At 66.3% G+C, this 19,074-nt stretch carries 14 protein-coding genes; 4 read left to right on the top strand and 10 right to left on the bottom strand.

Annotated features, from left to right (window positions below; genetic code table 11):
- Positions 1–252: 252 nt before the first annotated feature.
- The 10 genes from ACOZHM_RS15825 to ACOZHM_RS15780 all read right to left on the bottom strand — a co-directional run bounded on the left by ACOZHM_RS15825 (position 253) and on the right by ACOZHM_RS15780 (position 14,027).
- Entirely contained in the window at positions 253–1,107 is an 855-nt protein-coding gene (locus tag ACOZHM_RS15825; protein ID WP_421570269.1) for an endonuclease/exonuclease/phosphatase family protein, read from the bottom strand.
- A complete protein-coding gene (locus ACOZHM_RS15820; RefSeq protein ID WP_421570277.1) occupies positions 1,104–4,238 on the bottom strand; it encodes a discoidin domain-containing protein in 3,135 nt (1,044 codons plus the stop codon). The genes ACOZHM_RS15825 and ACOZHM_RS15820 overlap by 4 nt, the downstream gene beginning before the upstream one ends.
- A 47-nt stretch (positions 4,239–4,285) precedes the next feature.
- Positions 4,286–5,122 (bottom strand): carbohydrate ABC transporter permease, encoded by an 837-nt coding sequence (locus ACOZHM_RS15815; protein WP_421570268.1) that lies wholly within the window; start codon positions 5,120–5,122, stop codon positions 4,286–4,288.
- Complete coding sequence (locus ACOZHM_RS15810; RefSeq protein WP_421570267.1) at positions 5,119–6,000, bottom strand: carbohydrate ABC transporter permease; 882 nt, start codon at positions 5,998–6,000, stop codon at positions 5,119–5,121. Before ACOZHM_RS15810 ends, ACOZHM_RS15815 begins: the two co-directional genes overlap by 4 nt.
- Complete coding sequence (locus ACOZHM_RS15805; protein ID WP_421570276.1) at positions 5,997–7,292, bottom strand: sugar ABC transporter substrate-binding protein; 1,296 nt, start codon at positions 7,290–7,292, stop codon at positions 5,997–5,999. Before ACOZHM_RS15805 ends, ACOZHM_RS15810 begins: the two co-directional genes overlap by 4 nt.
- Positions 7,293–7,325: 33 nt before the next feature.
- Positions 7,326–8,939 (bottom strand): glucoamylase family protein, encoded by a 1,614-nt coding sequence (locus ACOZHM_RS15800; RefSeq protein WP_421570266.1) that lies wholly within the window; start codon positions 8,937–8,939, stop codon positions 7,326–7,328.
- A gap of 156 nt (positions 8,940–9,095) precedes the next feature.
- Positions 9,096–12,155, bottom strand: coding sequence for a TonB-dependent receptor domain-containing protein (locus ACOZHM_RS15795; protein ID WP_421570265.1), 3,060 nt, complete (start codon positions 12,153–12,155; stop codon positions 9,096–9,098).
- Positions 12,156–12,269: 114 nt separating this feature from the next.
- Entirely contained in the window at positions 12,270–13,313 is a 1,044-nt protein-coding gene (locus ACOZHM_RS15790; RefSeq protein ID WP_421570264.1) for a LacI family DNA-binding transcriptional regulator, read from the bottom strand.
- A 148-nt stretch (positions 13,314–13,461) separates the two neighbouring features.
- Positions 13,462–13,731, bottom strand: a complete 270-nt coding sequence (locus tag ACOZHM_RS15785; RefSeq protein WP_421570263.1) for a BolA family protein — start codon at positions 13,729–13,731, stop codon at positions 13,462–13,464.
- On the bottom strand, positions 13,728–14,027 hold the full coding sequence (locus tag ACOZHM_RS15780) for a YciI family protein (RefSeq protein WP_421570262.1): 300 nt from the start codon (positions 14,025–14,027) through the stop codon (positions 13,728–13,730). Before ACOZHM_RS15780 ends, ACOZHM_RS15785 begins: the two co-directional genes overlap by 4 nt.
- Positions 14,028–14,401: 374 nt before the next feature.
- Here ACOZHM_RS15780 and ACOZHM_RS15775 point away from each other — a divergent pair, with 374 nt between their 5' ends.
- The 4 genes from ACOZHM_RS15775 to ACOZHM_RS15760 all read left to right on the top strand — a co-directional run bounded on the left by ACOZHM_RS15775 (position 14,402) and on the right by ACOZHM_RS15760 (position 19,027).
- Positions 14,402–15,307: a segregation and condensation protein A gene (locus tag ACOZHM_RS15775; RefSeq protein WP_421570261.1), complete on the top strand. Its 906-nt coding sequence runs from the start codon at positions 14,402–14,404 to the stop codon at positions 15,305–15,307.
- 15 nt (positions 15,308–15,322) lie between these two features.
- On the top strand, positions 15,323–16,417 hold the full coding sequence (gene scpB / locus ACOZHM_RS15770) for an SMC-Scp complex subunit ScpB (RefSeq protein WP_421570260.1): 1,095 nt from the start codon (positions 15,323–15,325) through the stop codon (positions 16,415–16,417).
- The gene (locus ACOZHM_RS15765; RefSeq protein ID WP_421570259.1) at positions 16,410–18,212 is read left to right on the top strand and encodes a pseudouridine synthase; all 1,803 of its coding nucleotides are present in this window, start codon (positions 16,410–16,412) and stop codon (positions 18,210–18,212) included. The genes scpB and ACOZHM_RS15765 overlap by 8 nt, the downstream gene beginning before the upstream one ends.
- A gap of 119 nt (positions 18,213–18,331) precedes the next feature.
- The gene (locus ACOZHM_RS15760) at positions 18,332–19,027 is read left to right on the top strand and encodes a hypothetical protein (RefSeq protein WP_421570258.1); all 696 of its coding nucleotides are present in this window, start codon (positions 18,332–18,334) and stop codon (positions 19,025–19,027) included.
- Positions 19,028–19,074 lie beyond the last annotated feature (47 nt).

Genomic DNA, 19,074 nt, shown 5'->3' with positions numbered 1-19,074 from the left:
TCTCGTGCACCGTTAAGTGCATCCACGCAGGGCGTGGCTCTACGCGTTGCCGTTGCCGTTGGCATTGGCGTTGGCCTTTGTCTTGGCCACCGGCCAATTGTCAAAGGGTCGGCGGGGGTGGGTTCGCGGGGGCATGAGCCGCATGGATGCGGCGACTGAGCCTCCATGGATGGATTCACGGCGTCCCCCGCAAACCCGCCGCCGCCGGCCCTAAGCGCGTACTCTCGCAGACCAAGGCTGTGGCAGTTAGCCCTACGGCGCGAACTGCAGGCGGGTCCACACGCCGTAATGGTCCGAGGCCCAGCGGCCTTCGGCGTAGGGCTGGTCGAACAGCAGGCGGGCTTCGCGGGCGAGCAGCTTGTCCTGCTGGAAGAAGATGTGGTCGATGCGCGACGGCGCGTCGAAGTAGTGGCGGTTCAATGTACTGATCTGCGCCAGCTCGTTGTTCACATGCACGCTGCCGAAACTGTCGCCATAGCGCTGGCGCAGCGCGCTCAGATCGCCTGCGTCCACCAGTGCGTTGAAATCCCCGGCGATCACCACCGGCGCATCGCCCGACGTGTCCGCGATGAACTTCAACAGATCGCCCACCTGCTCGCCGCGAATGCGGCTGCCGCTTTCATCCGAACGCTCGTTGAGATGCGTTGCGTAGATGTTTACCGCCTGCCCGTCCACATCGATACGCAGGTGCGCCACCGTGCGGTAATCCGTCAGGGGTGAAAGCAGGTGCTGCCCGCGCGCCAGCACCGGGCGCCGGGTCAACAGCGCATTGCCGTAGCGCTTGAAGCGCCCCGGCGGATCGGTGGACACGAACTCGTAGTCGTAGCCGAGCTTGCCCGCCAGCCATGCCGCCTGGTTGCGCACGTTCGGCTTCTGGATCACCTCCTGCAGCGCGATCGCGTCCGGCTGCAGTGCCTGCAGCTCGCGCAGGATCACCTTGCGCCGCTGCGGCCAGTCCTCGCGGTCATGATGCAGATTGAACGTGACCATGCTCATGCCCGGTGCATTGGCACCGGCAACGGCATCATCCGCGCGCGCGGGCAGCGCCGCCAGCACACAGGCCAGCAGCAGCGCCGACAGCAGGCCCCGCGACACCCGCCAGGTCATGGCGCCTTGCGTTCGGCGCGACGCACCGAGGCCGGAATCTGCACCTCCACCGTGGCCGGCACGCGCGTGATGCGCAGCTCGCCGTTTATCCACTGTGCCGGCTCGCCGTTGATCGTCGTCTCGCCGGGCTCACCGCTGTACGGCCAGGGCAACACCACCCCACCCTGCGGCGACATCAGGCCCGGCGCCACCTGCAGCGTCAGCACCTTGTCCGTGCGGCTCAGCGTGTAGCTCAACTGGCCCTGCGGCGTACGCAGGCCCTTCACCGCAATACCCTGCCCTTCCAGCCAACGGCTCGGCACGCCGGCCGCCAGCACCAGGCTGTCGTCGATGTCGCGGTTGTAGGCGAACATGTCCAGCGCCGAGCGCACGAAGTCCGATGCCACCCAGGCGTGCGGCAGGTCACCCACGAAGAACGGCTTGCGCGGCGTGTGCGAAACCACTTCCGCCCACTGGTTCCAGGCCTGCGGCGCACGGTCCTTGAAGAAGAACTCCGTCGCCTGCCAGGCGCGGTCGCGCCAGCCCAGGCGCACGAACGCGGCCACATTGCGCCACTCGTACGGCGTGTAGTCCTTCCACGCGCGCTTGCCGTCGCGGCGTTCCTCGAACTGCTTCCAGTAGCGTTCGAACGTATTGTCCAGGTACGGCTGCGGCAACCGGCCCTGTTCGCCGGCCGGTGCCAGGGCGATCGTCGTCGAAGTCGCGTCGAAGTCGCCCAGCTCCGCCGAACCCGGCAGGTAGTCGATCTTGTGCAGGGCCGTGGCCGCCAGCAGCGACGCCTGCAGGTCGTCGCGGAACTCGTCGCGCGACGCGCTCATCTGCATCGCCTCGACCTTGCCCAGCGTGCTGGCGATGATCGCCGCGTCCTTGTAACCGCGCAGCGCCCAGAAATTGTCCCAGTACGAATGCATCGGCTTGGCCGAATAGCCTTCGTGACTGATCGACACCGGCATCATTCCGTAGAACGCCGGGTTGATCGCACGGTTCTCTTCCGTGCGCTCGCTCAGGCGCAGCTGTTCCATGTACTGGTAGGCGCCCTGCACGTGCGGCCACATCAGTTCCAGGAACGTCGTGTCACCCATGTAGCGCCAGTATTCGGCGATGTTGAAGATCAGCTCGCCATGGCTGTCGTTCTCCGGCACCGGGTCGGCGCCGCGCGGGTCCACGCAGCACGGCACCTTGCCGTTGTCGAACTGGTAAGGCGCATACCAGTTCACGTACTCGCGCACCGCATCGCTGCGGCCCATGCGCAGCAGCCCTTCGGAAATCATCGCGCCATCGCGGATCCAGCTGCGCGAATACGAACGCGTGCCCGGCTGCAGGCTGGGGCCGATCCGCGAAATCAGCATGTGCGCCAGCGCGGTGCGCACCGTATCGGCCAGCGGCTTGCCCGCCGCCGGCAGCTGCAGCGTCACCTGGTCCAGCTTGGTACGCCACATCGCGGCCACCTGCTGCTGCGCCTTGCCGGCGTCGAAGTCCTTCGGCGTGGTCCACTGCCCCGTCTGCGGCAGCACGATGGCCACCTCGCGGGTCTGGCCCGGTTCCAGCCGCCAGCGGTACAACAGCGCGCCCGAGGCCAACCCGGTGGGGTCGCGCACCTCGGTGGTCGTAGGCAGGGTGCCGTTGGCCAGGTGGGTAACCTCCAGCTTGCCGTCGAACGGGCTGGCGAACGCCGCGTCCGGCGCCTGCACCGGGTACACGCGCGGCTTGCCGTTGACCTCGACCAGGCCCGGCTCGATGTCCAGCGCGTCGATCCGGCTTACCCCGCCCACCGTATTGAGGAACTGCCGCGGCGGGTTCACCTGCCACGGGCGCACGGCCAGCGCCAGCGTGTAATCGTGGGCCACCTTGTCCGGGTTGCGCAGCGTGTAGCGGCCCACCAGCTGCGCCTTGTCCGGCGTGCCCTGCACGAAACCGGTGACCTGCAGCGCCGCCTTGGGATGGGTCCAGTCCACGCTGGCGATGGGCAGGTAGTCGTCCTGCAGCGACTGCCTGCTTTCCACATCGGCCCAGCTGAGCACCTTCTTGTCGACCACCACGAAGGGCTCGACACTGAAGCTTGCCTTGGCCACTTCCAGCGCGCCGTCCTCGCCGATCAGCGCCTGCTCGCGGCCACCGTCCAGGCCCAGCAGCGTCCAGTACGGCTGTTCGCCACTGAAGCCACGCGGCACGAAGCCACGCGGCAGATCGGCGCCGACCGACTCCACGAACTCGTTGGGCGTGGCGGCGAAGTCGAGCGGCTTGATCGCGATGTCTCGGATCCCGTAGCGCCAGCTGCGCCCGGCCTTGAGGTCGAAGCGCAGGTAGCGCGCTTCGGTATCCGGCAACGCCAGCCAATCACGGTCGCCACCGCCGCCGGCGGTGATCTCGCGCAGCGTGCGCCAGTTGCGCCCGTCCTCGGAAGAACGCACCACATAGCGCGTCGCCTCCAGGCCCGGCACCCACTGGATCACCGCACCGCCGAACTCGCGCACCTTGTACAGGTCCAGGCTGATGGTCTGCTCCGGCACGCCGCCGCTGATCCACACCGTATCGGCCTTGCCGTCGACGATGCGGTTCTGCAGCGCGGTGGCCGTGTCGGCAATCACCGTCGGCGCCAGCGCCGAGGTATCCACCGGCGGCAGCGCCTGCAGGGTCAGCCGGTCGAAGCACACCGTGCCGCGCCCGCCGACCTTGCTGTAGATGGTGAACTCCACCGCCGCGCTCTTGCGCAGGGTCTTGTCCGGGTCCGGGCCCCAGGCCTTCTCGATCTGGCGCTGGCGGTACTGCACTGGCGTCCAGGTCTTGGGGAACGTGTAGCCGGGCCGGTTGACCCACCACACGTTGTCGCCGCTGGCGTCGATGAACTTGAACTGCAGGTCGTTGCCGGGCGAATCACCGCGCAGCTGGAAGCCCACCTGGTAGTTTTCCGGCCAGGTGATGGGCAGCTCGCGGCGGATCGCCACATAACCGGAGACCTCGTGGAAGTCGTAGTCCACGCACAGCGCGCGGCCGCCGTTGGCGCCGGCCACGCTGCGCAGCGAACCGCTCACCTGGTCGGACACCACCAGCTTCCACGGTGCCATGTCGTCGAAACCGTCCAGGAGCTTGGGCGCCGGCAGCGGCGCCGGAGGCGCGGCGGCGGCTGCCAGTGACCCGAACACACCCAGACCCAGAACCACCGCGACGACGGCACGCTTCACCCTTTGACACTCCCCAGCAGAAGACCTTGAATGTAGTAGCGCTGCAGCACCAGGAACAGGGCCAGCACCGGAACCACCGTGACCACCGCGCCGGCCATCATCATTTCAACATCCATGATGTGTTCGCGCGACAACGTGGCCAGCGCCACCGGCAAGGTGTAGTGCTCCTGGTCGGTCAGCACGATCAGCGGCCACATGAAGTCGTTCCAGGCGCCCATGAAGGTGAAGATCGACAGCGTCACCAGCACCGGCTTGAGCATCGGCAGCACGATCTGGAAGAAGATGCGCAGCTCCCCTGCCCCGTCGATGCGCGCCGCTTCCAGCAGCTCATCGGGAATGGAACGCGCGTACTGGCGCACCAGGAAGATGCCGAACACGCTGGCCAGCGCCGGCACGATCACCCCGCCGAAGCTGTTCACCAGGCCCAGCTGCTTCATCAGCAGGAACAGCGGCAGCATGGCCACCTGCGCCGGGATCACCAGCGCGGCCAGCAGCACCTGGAAGATGCGTTCGCGGCCCACGAAGCGCAGCTTGGCGAAGGCATAGCCGGCCATGGTGTTGAGCAGCAGCGAGCCCAGCGTGATCGCCAGCGAAACGAACAAGCTGTTGACGAAGTTGTTGCCCATGCCGGTGCGGGCGAACAGCTCGTGGTAGTTGTTGGTGGTCACCGACGAAGGCAGCAGCGGCGGCGGGAAATGCGCCGCCTCGCCGGTCGGCATGAACGACACCGACAGCATCCATAGCAGCGGCGCCAGGCTGACCGCGGCCAGCACCAGCAACCCACCGTTCACCCACCACGCATGCCAGCGCGACTGGCCGATCTCACGACTCATACCAACTGCCTCTTGCGGCCGAAACGCAGCATCAGGCTGGTTACCGCCAGGATGATCAGGAACAGCAGGAACGCCACGGCCGATGCGCGGCCCAGGTTCCACCACTTGAAGCCTTCCTCGAACATGAAGTACAGCACGCTCACCGTGCTCTGCAGTGGGTCGCCACGCGTCATCACATAGGGTTCGGCAAACAGCTGGAAGTAGCCGGACACGGTGATCACGCCCACCACCAGCAGCACCGGGCCGAGCATCGGCAGGGTGATGTGCAGGAACTGCTTCCAGCGCGAGGCGCCGTCGATGCGCGCGGCCTCGTACAGGTCATGCGGGATCGCCTGCAGGCCAGCCAGGAAGATCACCATGTTGTAGCCGAAGTTCTTCCACACCGCGAACAGCATGATGGTCGGCATGGCCCAGTTCGGGTCGCCCAGCCAGTCGATCGGGCTGATGCCCAGCTGGCCCAGGCCGTAGTTCACCAGCCCGTAGCTGGTATGGAACAGGTAGCGCCAGATCACCGCCACCGCCACCAGCGTGGTCACCACCGGGGCGAACAGCGCGGTGCGGAACAGCGCCTTGAAGCGCGCCGCCGGGGCGTTGAGCAGCAGGGCTGCGCCCAGCGACACGCCGATGGACATCGGCACGCCTACCACCACGAAATACGTGGTGTTCCACAGCGACTTCCAGAACATCGGGGTCTGCAGCAGGTCGATGTAGTTGCCCAGCCCGACAAAGCGCAGGTTGCCACCGTCGGCCAGCGAATACAGGTCGAAGTCGGTGATGCTCAGCGCCAGCGCCGAGAACACCGGCAGGCCGAAGAACACGCCGATCACCAGCAGGGACGGGCCGGCGAAGATCCAGCCGGCAAGCGAGCGCTGCTTCACGGCAGCACCTCCGTTGCCGGTTCGGCAGGCGTTTGCGCCTGCGTGCGCTGCTCATGCATCCAGCGGCGTTTTGCCAGCACCTTGTCCACGCGATCATCCAGTCGATTCACAGCTACATCCTGATCCAGCCCACCACGCACCACCTGTTCGGTGACGATGCGCATTTCCTGCACGATCCGCTCCCACTCCAGCACCTTCGGGGTCGGCCGCACGCGCTCCAGCTGGTCACGGAACGGCTGCGCCAGCGGGTCATTGGCCAGCGACGGATGCTCCCACGTACTGCGGCGCGGCGGCAGGTCGCCAATGATGGAATGGAAACGCTGCTGGATGTCGGGGCGCGAGAGGAACTCGATCAGCTTCCACGACGCTTCCTTCTGCTGCGAGCCACGGAAGATCACCAGGCTGGTGCCACCGGCGATGCCGGCGCCGGGGCCGTCCGGGCCGGGCAGCGCGGCGGTGCCCCACTTGCCTTCCAGCTCCTTGGGCTGCAGTTTCTTGAACTCGCGGATGTTCCAGGGGCCGGACAGATAGAACACGTTGAAGCCCTTGAAGAACTCGTCCCACACATTCGAGATCTGGGTCTCGGACATGCGCGGCGCCCAGCCCTGGGCGAACATGTTCTCGTAGAACGCCAGGGTGCGGCGGAAGCCGGGGCTGCGGAAATTGCCGCGGGTGTCGTGGTCGCGCAGCAGCGGGTCGGGCTGCTGCAGGGCGAACGACAGCTGCTGCTCGAACTCGTTGATCGGCATCAGCACTGCATAGCGGTCCGGGCCCTGCATCTTCTTGATCGCCGCCATCATCGTGTTCCACTCGTCCCACGTGCGCGGGGGGTGGTCGAATCCAGCCTTGGCCAGCAGATCCTTGCGGTAATACAGCAGGCGCGTGTCGACATACCACGGCACGCCCACCAGCTCGCCGTTGATGACGTTGGTGTCCCAGATGCCCTGGAAGTAGTCGGCCGGGTCCACCACCTTGGACTGGGCCACGAAAGGCGCCAGTGGGGTGAGCGTGTTGAGCTCGGCGAACTCGGGAATCCAGGTGTTGCCCAGCTGGCACACATCCGGCAGGCCATCGGCCGCGAACGCGGTAAGCAGCTTTTCATGCGCGGCCGTCCACGGGATGTTCTGCACATCCACGTGGATACCGGGATTGTCGGCTTCAAATTCGCGAATCAGCTCGCTGACCACTTCGGCTTCACGGCCCATGGCCCAGAACCGCACGGTCACACCCTCCGGTTCCTTCCGGCAGGCACTCAACAACAGGCTGCCGGCAACCAGCAGCAACACACTCACCCACAGCTTGGGGCGCGACGACACTGACACTGCTTACTTCCCCTGGGGCTGGTTGCGGTTGTTGTTGGAATTGTTCTTCTGTTCCTGCGCGGCGGCCGCACGGGACTCGGCAATGCCCATCGAGCGGGCCGACGCGGCCTTCTCGTCTTTCTGCAGTTCCATCGGCTGATCCTCGCCTTCCGGCGTGAGCCAGCCACCGCTGAAACCGGCGCGCTCCAGGCCACGGCGGATATGCGGGTTCTTCTTCATCGTCTCCCACACGAAATCGTTCCGGTAGTTGGCGATCATGGTGAGGATCGGGCCCTGGTCGATGCCGATGTAGTCGCTGGCCACCCAGCCCCGGTCGGGCACCATGCGCCCGGTCTTGAGCGGGATGTCGAAGTTGAAGCTCGGGTTGAACGAATCCAGGAAACCGTAGCTGGAATAGATGTAGTCGCCGTAGCGCTTGTGCATCTCCACGGTGGCCGGAATCACCTCTTCCGGGGCGAACACCACCGAGGCGATCGCGGCGGTCGGGGCGATGGTGCCGTCATCGAAGTTCTCGCGCAGGCCTGCGCCGCGCGAGGAGTAATGGCGGAACTGGCGCTGCTCGCCACGGAATTCCTGAGTGGTGTTCTGCGGGCCGTCGCTGGCGGTCAGGCCCCACACGTTCTCGCCGTAGTCCTTCCACTGCATCGGGTTGGCGATGGCGTATTCACGCTGGGCCAACGCGGCCGAGCGGCTGTTGAGGAAGTACGTGCTGCCGCGTTCGCGCATGTACGCGTCCTGGATGTCGCGGAAGTCGATCCAGACGTGGGTGTACTGGTGGCCGAACAGCGGGCCGAAGGACAGGTATTCCTGGCCCTGGAACACGCCCCAGTCGTTGTCGTAGGTCCGCGTCCACACCGTCCACGCGTCCGGGCTGACCGGGTGGCTGGGCGAGCCGAGCGCGAGGATGTAGACCATCATCGCCTCGTTGTAACCCATCCAGTCGTGGTCGATGAAGCCGCTTTCGGGGAACCAACCCATCGAAATCAGCGGCGCGCGCTGCTGCAGCCACGGCCAGTCCACGCGCTTGTACAGCGTATCGGCGATGTCGCGGATTTCTTTCTCGCGCGGATCGTCGCCGGTGTAATAGGACTGCGCGAACAGCACGCCCATCATCAGCAGGGCGGTGTCCACGCTGGAAAGCTCCACCCAGCTGTCATAGCGGCGGCCTTCCTGCATGTCCAGGAAATGGTAGTAGAAGCCCTTGTAGCCGCCCTTGCCGGTGCGCTGTGGCCCCATCGGCAGGTCGCGGAAGAACTTCAATGTGAGCAGCGTGCGGTCGACGGCCTGGGTACGGCTGACCCAGCCGTTTTCCACGCCGATCGGATAAGCGGTCAACGCGTAGCCCACCGAGGCGATGCTGGCGAACGGGCGTGACGGATAGCGGTCCGGGCTGAGCCCGTTGACCTCGTTGGTGGTGTCCCAGAAGAACTGGAAGGTGCGGCGTTCGATATCGTCGAACAACGGGGGCAGTTCTGGTTTCATCGGGCGTGGCGGTACGTCGGCCTCGATCAGGATGACCGGCGGCTTGGGCTTGGCTGGCGTGTCCTGCGCCTGCGGCGTGCAGCCGACTGCAGCTGCCGCCATTACCGCCAGTGCCAATACGCGAGGTACCTTCATCGTGCCAACCCTCCTGAATCTGCGAAGTCCAGGCCAAGCATACCGGGCCGTGGAGTGAAATCGTTTACAGCTTACAACCTTTAAAAACCGGTTCCCCCAAGCCGCGGGGACACGCATGGCGTGTCTCTACGGCGGGGGGACCGGCCTTCATTTACATCAGAAGCGGAAGCCCACTTCTGCCTTCACCTGGCGCGGCGTACCGACGATGTCGCCGGTCTCGTTGTAGCTGGCCAGCAGCTTGCCGTTGGACTTGGTGTAGTTGTAGTTGGAGAAGTTGTCGAAGTTGAACACGTTGATGATGTCGATGCGCGCGTACAGCTCGGTGTCGCCCGGCATCTTGAACGTCTTCGTCGCCTGCAGGTCCACCGAACGGTAGCCGAAGATCTTGCCACCGACCAGGAACTTGCCGTTGCCATTCGGCACGGCGGCGCCCGGGGTCGGCAGGTCGAAGCCGGTGGACTGCTGCACCGGGTACCAGTCGTTCACCGCGGTCGGGGTGGCCAGGGTGATCTTGCCGCCGAAGGTGATGTCCCAGAAGCCCGCATACGAACCGGTGACCACCAGACGGTGGCGCGGCGCGCCGTTGGAACGGATGGTCGGGTAATCCTCGATCAGGCCGCGGTCGAACGCGTAATGCTCATTGATGTCACGGTTGTGGCGGGCCGTGGTCCAGGTGTAAGCGATGGAGGTGCCCCAGCCGCTTTCCTTGGTGAACGGCTTCTGCGCCGACAGCAGCACCTGGGTGGCGCGGGTCTTGATGCCCTGCTGGCCGATGATCAGGCTGCCGAAGCCCGGCACGTTGCAGCTCCAGGCCTGGCTCAGGCCCGGGTCGGTGCCACCGCACAGGCGCGGGTCATCGAAGAACTGGCCGGTCGGGTAACGGTTGCCCAGGGTGAAGGCGAAGCCGTCGTAGGTCAGCGTGCGGGCGATGGTGGCATCGGTCAGCCAGTCGCCGACCTGGTTGCTCATGCCCAGGCTGAACTGGTCCGCGTACGGCACCTTCAGGTTGTTGTTGAGCAGGTCCACTTCCAGGCCGGCATTGCTGGTCGCACCGACCAGGGCCTGCAGGTTTTCGATGCCGTTGAGCAGGTTCGGGTTCCAGTCATAGCAGGCAGCCTGGCCGTTGAGGCAGGTACCGGTCGCCGGGTTGCGGAAGTAGATGGTCGGCTGCGGCAGGGCCAGCTTGGTGGTTTCCAGCTGCAGGTTGTCGAACAGGTCGCGGTCGTACGAACGGCCGGCACCACCGTGGATCACGTGCTGCTCGTCGGCGTTGATGTCATACGAGAAGCCCAGGCGCGGCTGCCAGGCATCCTTGAATGCCTTGCGGTTGTGGCCGTTGCTGATGTAATCGCCAATGTTCAGACCGCCCAGCGCCAGCGAATCGGCGTAGGTCTGGCCCGCGGCAGCACGCGGATCCTGCGAATAGATCGCATCGACCACGGCCTGCGGGGTGACGAAGTCCAGGTAGGACGGGGTCTTTTCGTAGTCCCAGCGCAGGCCGATGTTCAGCTGCAGGTGGTCGTTGACCTGCCAGTCGTCCTGGATGAACAGGCCGATCTGCTTGGACTTCGAACGCACTTCGCCCGACACGCCCGACACGCCGGTCACCGGCTTGACGAACTGCGCCTTGTACGGGATGTCGGACGGGAAGTCCGCATCGCCCAGCGTGTAGGTGAAGGCCGGATTGATCTGCGCGGCATCCGAAGCGTACAGGTCGATCTGCTTGTACTTGGCGCCCATCTTGATGGTGTGGTCGCCCATCCACTCGATGCCGTCCAAGGTCAGGTTGTCTTCAATCGACCAGCCCTTCTGGCCCTTCACCTGCGAATCCAGCGCCGAGGCGCCACCGATCCGGACCAGGGTGCGGTCTTCGGTGCCATCCGGTGCGGTGTAGATGATGCCGTTGGCCAGGGTCAGCGGGGTCGGGTTGTTGAACGAATCTTCATGGGTGACCATCAGTTCGTTGTAGTAACGCTCACCGCTGTGGTTCCAGCGCAGCGCGTACCGGCGATCGGTATTGACCGTTTCCTTGCCGGCTTCCGGCGCGGTCTGCCCACTGAACTGCTGCTGGGTTTCGTCGCGGTCCTGGAAGGTCAGCTCGATGCGATCGTTGTCGGTCGGCTCGAAGTCGATCTTCGCGAAGATCAGGTCCTGCTGGAACGGCTGGCTGGCCGGGCCGAGGCCGGCGGCGGCGTCTGCCGGCAGCAGGCCGACGCGGTTGGTGACCGAGCCTTCCGGCGCGATGGTGACCGGCAGGTCGAAGCGCTTGGCTTCGTAGGTCACGAAGAAGTGCGCCTTGTCCTGGATGATCGGGCCACCCAATGCAAAGCCGTATTCCTTCTCGGCCGATGCCTCCTTGGTCTGGCCGACCTGACGCTCGGCCGGGGTCTTGGCGCGCATGTCTTCGTTGGTGTAACGGTAGAAGGTTTCACCCTTGAACTCGTTGGTACCGGACTTGGTCGCCGCGGTCACGGCCGCGCTGGAGACCTGGCCATACTCGGCCTTGTAGTTGCCGCTGATGACCTTGTATTCGCCAATGGCCAGCTGCGGGAACGGGTTGCCGGCGCTGCCGGACTGGCCGGCCACGCCGCCGCCCTTGACGTAGCTCTTCTGGCCCACGCCGTCGATGTACACGTTGGTGCCGTCGGAATTGGTGGCACCGCCGCGCAGCGAGGTGTTGCCCTTCGCATCACGGGTGAAGATCATGCCCGGCACCGCGTCGGCGAACTCCAGGAAGTTGCGCGACACCTGCGGGGTGGTCTGGATCTGCTGCAGGCTCACCGTCTTGCCCACTTCCGAGGTACGCACCTCCTGCAGCAGGGTCGGCGCGACGACGTTCACGGTGTCGAGGTTGGTGGCGTTGGCGGTGCTGCCATTGGCCGGAGCGCCGCCGAAGTTCAGCGTCGCGGTCGAGGCCACGGTCACCGTCACCTTCTGGGTCTGGCCGTTGGCCACCACGTCATAGGTGCCCGGGTCCAGGCCCATCAGCGAGTAGCTGCCGTCGGCGCGGGTGGTCGCGCGACGCACGCTGCCGCTGGCAACGTTGGTGGCGGTCACTTCAGTGCCCGCATCGGCCTGGGCAACCTGGCCGCGCAGCGAGGAGGTGGCCGACTGGGCCATCAGGGACGGCGCAGCGCCCAGCAACAGGCAGCTGACCAGTGCGCTCGTGAGCAGGCGGCGAGCCGGCATACGGGTGCGGTGATTGGAATACGTCATGTAAATCTCCGGGTGGTGGTGGCCGTCATTGCGGCCGCCTGTCTTTTTTTTGGATTGCGTGAAATACCGATACAGCGTTCAGCGGCCCAACGTGTCACGACCAACGGTCGTGACCTACCGCGTTCCGCCATTCGGCGGAACGCTTGAATCACGCACGATCAGGGTCGGTACAAGTGTCTGCTTGTCACCGGCCGTTTCCGTGTTGTTGCCATCCATCAACTGCAGCAGACGCGTCGCCGCCTTGTCGCCAAGGTCGGCGATACTCACCTGCATCGTCGTCAACGACGGGTGAACGAAACGCGCCAGGGGGATGTCATCGAAGCCTGCCAGCGCCACATCGGCAGGCACGCGCACGCCGGCCTGCGCGAAGGCATACAGGCAGCCAAGCGCCATCATGTCGTTGGCCGCGAACACCGCATCGGGCAATGCACCGGCGGCCAGCAGCTCCTGCCCGGCGCGGTGGCCGGACGCTTCATCGAAGTCGCCGGGCAGCTCGATGCCTGCCGCTTCACTGCCGAATGCCGCGAGCGCATCGCGGAAACCACGCAGGCGCTCGCGCGCATCGAAGTTCAGGTCGGGGCCGGCGATGAACGCAATGCGGCGGTGGCCGACCTCGAGCAGGTGGCGGGTCATCGCCATCGCACCGGCATGGTCATCGATGCTCAGCACCGGGTGATCCTGCTCGGGCAGATAGGTGTTGATCAGCACCGTGGGCAGCGACTGCGGCAGGTTGTCGGTCAGGAAGCCGGGGCTTTCCGCATAGGGCGACAGCACCAGCAGCCCGTCCACCCGGCCGCGCATCGCCCGCAGGGCGGCACCCTGCTGCTCCTGGTCGCCGTGGTAGCTGGACACCAGCAGGTGCTGGCGGCGCGCGCGGGCCACGTTGTCGATGCCGCGCATCAGCTCGGAGAAGAATTCGCCATACAGGTCGGGCAGCACCACACCGATCGTGTTGGTACGCCGGCTGCTGAGGCTGCGGGCGGCCGCATGCGGGGTGTAGCGCAGGCGCGCCGCCACCTCCAGCACCAGCTTGCGCACGGGCTCGGCAACATTTTCATGGCCATTGAGCGCACGCGAAACCGTCGCCACTGAGACGCGGGCTTCGCGGGCTACATCTTTGATAGTGATCGCTGCCTTGTTCACCTCGCCGCCCTCCACGGCTTAGAGATCTGGGCTTGGCGCGGAATGTAAGCGTTTTCAAACCCAGATGTAAACACTACGTTAGGCAAATGTCGCACGGCGGTAACCTCGGGATGTCTTGGGGAGGTCGCCCCGGGACTCACCGGGACAAGGCGGGACAAGGGTTTCAGCCCTTTTTTGGCGGCGCTTCGGCACGGATGGACAGCGCATGGATATCGGTCTCCATCATGCTGCCCAACGCCGCATAGACGGCCCTATGGCGCGCAAGCGGCAGCTTCCCCTCGAAGGCCGCGCTGACCACGTGCACATTGAAGTGCCCGCGCCCGTCGCGGGCGCCCTCATGGCCGGCATGGCGGTGGCTGTCGTCCTCCACCTCCAGCAGCTGCGGGTCCAGGGCGGCCTGCAGGGCCGCGCGGATGCGCTCGACCCGGTTCACGGAAGAACCTTGCGGAACGGGCGCACTTCGGTGCGCACATACACCCCGGCAGCCACGTAGGGGTCGGCGGCGGCCCAGTCCTGGGCCTGCGCCAGCGTGTTGAACTCGGCAATGACCACGCTGCCGCTGAAGCCGGCCGGGCCCGGGTCCTCGCTGTCGATGGCCGGGCACGGGCCGGCCAGCAGCAGCCGCCCTTCGTCGCGCAGGGCCTCCAGGCGGGCCAGGTGGGCAGGCCGTGCGGCGGACCGGGCGGCCAGCACATCGGTGCCGTCATACCCTTCAATGACATAGAACACAGGCAACTCCCAAGGCTCAGCTAAACGAACCGGGCGATTCTAGCCCGGCTCGCTGGACACTGCCCGCGTGAAGCCGTACTCTTGTCTCTATTGCACGTGGCTGGACGCAGCAGTCCGTCGGCAATGGCTCCACGGCCAACCGATAACCGACCCGCTGCCCCACACCAGTACACGTAGACGACCTCCTGTGGTTCTGTCGCTGCTCCCTGTATCGGCCAACGGTCGATACCTACCGGCAGCGAGAGCCCCTGCTGTTTGAAATGTGGAACCACGCCCGCTCTGGCGTGTCATGGCTTGCGATCCAACCGCCCGGGTGTTCCGGATGCGGGTCTGGCGCAGCAAACTGGTCCGTTGCAATACCGACGTCAATCTTGATGACCTCTGAACTCGCGCTCGACGCGAACCCGCAAACCCGGCCGACCGCCCCACAGCAGCAGGAAATGCCGCTGGCCGTGGTGCATGGTCAACCGGTCCTGCAGATTCCGCAGGACCTGTACATCCCGCCGGATGCGCTGGAAGTCATCCTGGATGCCTTCGAAGGCCCGCTGGACCTGCTGCTGTACCTGATCCGCCGCCAGAACCTGGATATCCTGGACATTCCGGTGGCCGAGATCACCCGGCAGTACGTCGAGTACATCAACGTCATGCAGGAGCTGCGCTTCGAACTGGCGGCCGAATACCTGGTGATGGCGGCGATCCTGGCCGAAGTGAAGTCGCGGATGCTGCTGCCGCGCCCGCCCAGCATCGAAGGCGAGGAAGCCGATCCGCGTGCGGAGCTGGTGCGCCGGCTGCAGGAGTACGAACGTTTCAAGCAGGCCGCCGAGGATATCGACGCCCTGCCCCGCCAGGACCGCGACACCAGCGTGGTGCATGCCTTCGTCCCCGATCGTGCGGCCATCAAGCTGCCACCGCCGGTGGACCTGAAGGAAATGCTGATGGCGCTGCACGACGTGCTCAAGCGCGCCGAGCTGTTCACCGGCCACGCGATCAAGCGCGAGGCCCTGAGCGTTCGCCAGCGCATGGGCGACGTGCTGGGCCGCCTGGAAGACGGCAAGTTCTACCGGTTTGAAACGCTGTTCACCGCCGAAGAAGGCAAGCTGGGGGTGCTGGTCACCTTCCTGGCGCTGCTGGAACTGGCCAAGGAACAGCTGCTGGACATCGTCCAGGAAGCACCGCTGGCGCCGATCTACGTCAAGTCCCTGGCCGCCGGCAACACCAACGAACCGCTGCAGTTCAACAGCGAGTTCGACGACAACGACGCCGCCAACGAACCCGACTGAGCACCTGACCCACGCATGGATCAACCGCTGATCAACCGCATTGTCGAAGGCGCGCTGCTGGCTTCCAGCCAGCCGCTCACCCTGGCGCAGCTGCAGGGCCTGTTCCCCGAAGAGGAACCGGCGCCGCCGGGCAGCATCGAACGCGCGCTGGAACTGCTGCGCGAAGGCTGTGCCGAGCGCGGCGTGGAGCTGGTCGAGGTCGCCTCCGGCTTCCGCTTCCAGGTCACCAACGAAGTGCACGGCTACATCACCCGGCTGTGGACCGAACGCAAGACCCGCTACACCCGCGCCACCCTGGAAACCCTGGCCCTGATCGCCTACCGCCAGCCGATCACCCGCGGCGAGATCGAACAGGTGCGCGGCGTGGCGGTGAGCAGCAACATCATCCAGGCTCTGGAAGAGCGCGAATGGATCCGCGTGATCGGCCACCGCGACGTGCCCGGCAAGCCGGCGCTGTTCGGCACCACCAAGGGCTTCCTGGATTACTTCGGGCTCAAGCGCCTGGACGAACTGCCGCCGCTGTCCGAGCTGCGTGACCTGGGCGAACTGGAACCGCAGCTGCCGCTGGACAACGATGGCCAGCTGGCCGGCCGGATCGCCGCCGGCGCCGCCGACCCGGACGCCGACCTGGAAGGCGACGCCGCCAACGACGGTGAAATTGCCGGCGGTGAAATTGCCGATGGTGAAACCGTCGGCGTAGAGCCTGGCCATGCCGGGCTGAACGCCCCGGACGCCGAACCGGAACCGGAAACGTCCCCCGAACCGGATACCAACCCGGAACCGGACCCGGCCGCCGCCCGCTCCGCCGCCCGCGCTGCCCTCATGGCGGCCCGGCTGGCGGAACAGGACGCAGAGCAGGACAATAACGAGGCGCCCGCCCACGCGGATGCCGCCGACACCTCATCCCATGCGCCGTTGTCACTCCCCGACGACGACGCGGATACGACCGCCAGCGATGGCACCTCCGATACCGCGCCGGACGAACGCGCGGCGCACCAGAACGAAACCGATGACAACGCCGTCGCGAAGACGACCGTCGCTGTTGACGACACCGATCCCGAACCAGAGGCCGACGAAACCGTCGCCGGCCGGAGCCAAGTAAATGAGTGACACCCCCCGCAAGCTGTCGTTGAACAAGCTTTCGCTCAAGCGCGAAAACGAAACCGAACAGCCCAAGCTCGAAGAGCGCCTGCACAAGGTGCTGGCCCAGGCCGGCCTTGGTTCGCGCCGCGCGCTGGAACAGCGCATCGCCGACGGTCTGGTCAAGGTCAACGGCGAAGTCGCCCAGACCGGCCAGTCCATCAAGAGCGGCGACAAGGTTGAACTGGACGGCCGTGGCTTCGTTGCCACCGCGCTGACCGAAACCTCGCGCGTGCTGGCCTATAACAAGCCCGAAGGCGAAGTAACCACCCGCGAAGATCCCGAAGGCCGCCCGACGGTATTCGAAGCGCTGCCGGCCCTGAAGGGCGCGCGCTGGATCGCCATCGGCCGCCTGGACATCAACACCACCGGCCTGCTGCTGGCAACCACCGACGGTGAACTTGCCAACGCGATGATGCACCCCTCCTACGAGGTCGAGCGCGAATACGTCGTGCGCGTGCGTGCACCGGAAGGCGAAGAAAAAGTGCCGGACAGCATCGTCGACCGCCTCGCCCGTGGCGTTGCGCTGGAAGACGGCCCGGCCAAGTTCGACGAGATCGAACGCATTGGCGGCACCGATTCGCACGACTGGTTCCGCGTGGTCGTCAAGGAAGGCCGCAACCGCGAAGTGCGCCGCCTGTGGGAATCGCAGGGCTGCCAGGTCAGCCGCCTGAAGCGCACCCGCTACGGCAAGGTTTCCCTGCCGCGCGAACTGCTGCGTGGCCAGTCGGTGGAACTGCCGGCCAAGCAGGTTGAAGCGCTGCGCGCCGAACTGAAGCTGGAAGAAGGCGCGCCGTCGGCGTTGACCCTGCAGCCGGTGATCGGCCAGCGCCGCGCCGCCAAGACCACCGTGCGCGTCTCGCGCGAGGGTGGCCGTGGCAATGCCTACGTCAACGGCCACAACACCGCTGACGAAGGCCGCGAACTGCGTCGTTTCGACAACGTGCGCGAAGACCGCGGCCGCGGTCGCGGCGGCAAGGGCGGCGGCTTCAAGGGTGGCCTGACGGTCACCGGTGAAGCGGCGGCCAAGCAGTCGCAGCGCCCGTTCAAGGCCCGCCCCGACAAGGGCAACCGCGCCCTGCCCGAGGGCAACCCGGCCGCGTTCCGCAGCTGGTACGTGCCCGATGGCGTGAGCACCGGCCCGAGCAACCACCGCAATGCCGGCCCGGGCGCAGCCCGTGGTCCGGGTGCGCGCGGTCCGGGTGCCGGCGCAGGCGCCGGTGGCCAGGGCCGTCCGTATGGCAAGCCGAAGGGTCCGGGTGCGGGCGGTTTCGGTGGTGAAGGCCGTGGCGGCGAAAGCCGTGGCGGTTACGGCGGCCAGGGTCGTCCGGCCGGCGGTGGCGAAAGCCGCGGCGGTTACGGTGGCCAGGGTCGTCCGGCCGGCGGCGGCGAAGGCCGTGGCGGCTACGGCGGCCAGGGCCGTCCGGCCGGCGCCGGCGCGGGCAACCGCGGCGGCCAGGGCGCTCAGCGCCACCCGTACGGTCACCCGGGCAATGCCCCGAGCTTCCCGTCTGATCATGCCAATCCGGGCGCCAGCCCGTACGGCACCGCGCGCCCGGCCGGCAACCGTCCTGCGGGCAACCGCGGTCCGGGTGGCCCGGGTGGCAACCGTGGTCCGGGTGGTCCGGGCGGCAACCGTGGCCCGGGTGGCCCCGGTGCACGCGGTCCGGGTGGCCCGGGCGGTCGCCCGAGCGGCGCACGCCCCGGCGGCAACCGCGGTCCGGGCGGCGGCGGTCACCGTGGCGGCGGCCCGCGCGGAGGTTGATACAAATCGGCGGACCGCGGGTCCGCCGCTACCAGCGCCGAGGGGGGTAGAGCCGACTAGGTAGAGCGGACTGTTAGTCCGCTACCCCCCAGCACCAGAATTCCAAAACGGAGATACGCATGAAAAGGAAGTTGAATCTGCTGGCGCTGTGCGCACTGACCCTGACCCTGGCCGGCTGCGGAAAAATCCAGGAAGAACTGGCCGCCTCGCAGAACCCGTTCCCCAAGAGCTCCCCGCTACATGCACCGGTCGACCGGGTCACGCGCAAGCTGATCCACGAACCGGCGTACCTGGAGCGCATGAAGGGCCTCAAGCCTGGCCAGGCGCAGGAAATGGGCGCCATGCTGGCCATGAACGGCCTGGGCCGCCTGGAACTGCCGATGCTGGAACGCCGCGCGCAGCTGGTGGGCCAGCTGCTGCAGAAACTGCCGGAAGCGCAGTGCGGGGAAATCGCCAAGGCGACCACGCCTGCCGAGGTCTCCCGCACCACCGATCGCATGCTGGAAACCCTGGCCACGATGCCGCAGGGCGCCATCGACGAATGGTTCGACATCGCCTACGCGGCCACCGTGGCCGAACTGCAGCAGCTGCCGAAGAAGCAGGTGACCGAAGCGCAGGTCAACGCGGCGGCCGTCAGCCTGGTGCAGCTGATTCCTACCGAGGCCGAGCGCGAGCGGATCGGTACGGTGATGAGCAACCTGCCGGGCGCCACCCCTGCCGATGCCTGCTGGGCGGTGCGCACCATGTACACCACCCTGCCCAAGCTGCCCGAGCCAGAACGCGGACACTTCGCCTGGGCAAGTACGCAGCAATAAGAATAAAACCGGCCATTGGCCGGTTTTTTTCTATTGCTGCCCGCGCA

It is taken from the genome of Stenotrophomonas sp. PD6 (assembly GCF_049199305.1).
In the GTDB taxonomy this organism is placed as follows: Bacteria; Pseudomonadota; Gammaproteobacteria; order Xanthomonadales; family Xanthomonadaceae; genus Stenotrophomonas.
This window is presented reverse-complemented; position numbering and strand designations above follow the sequence as displayed.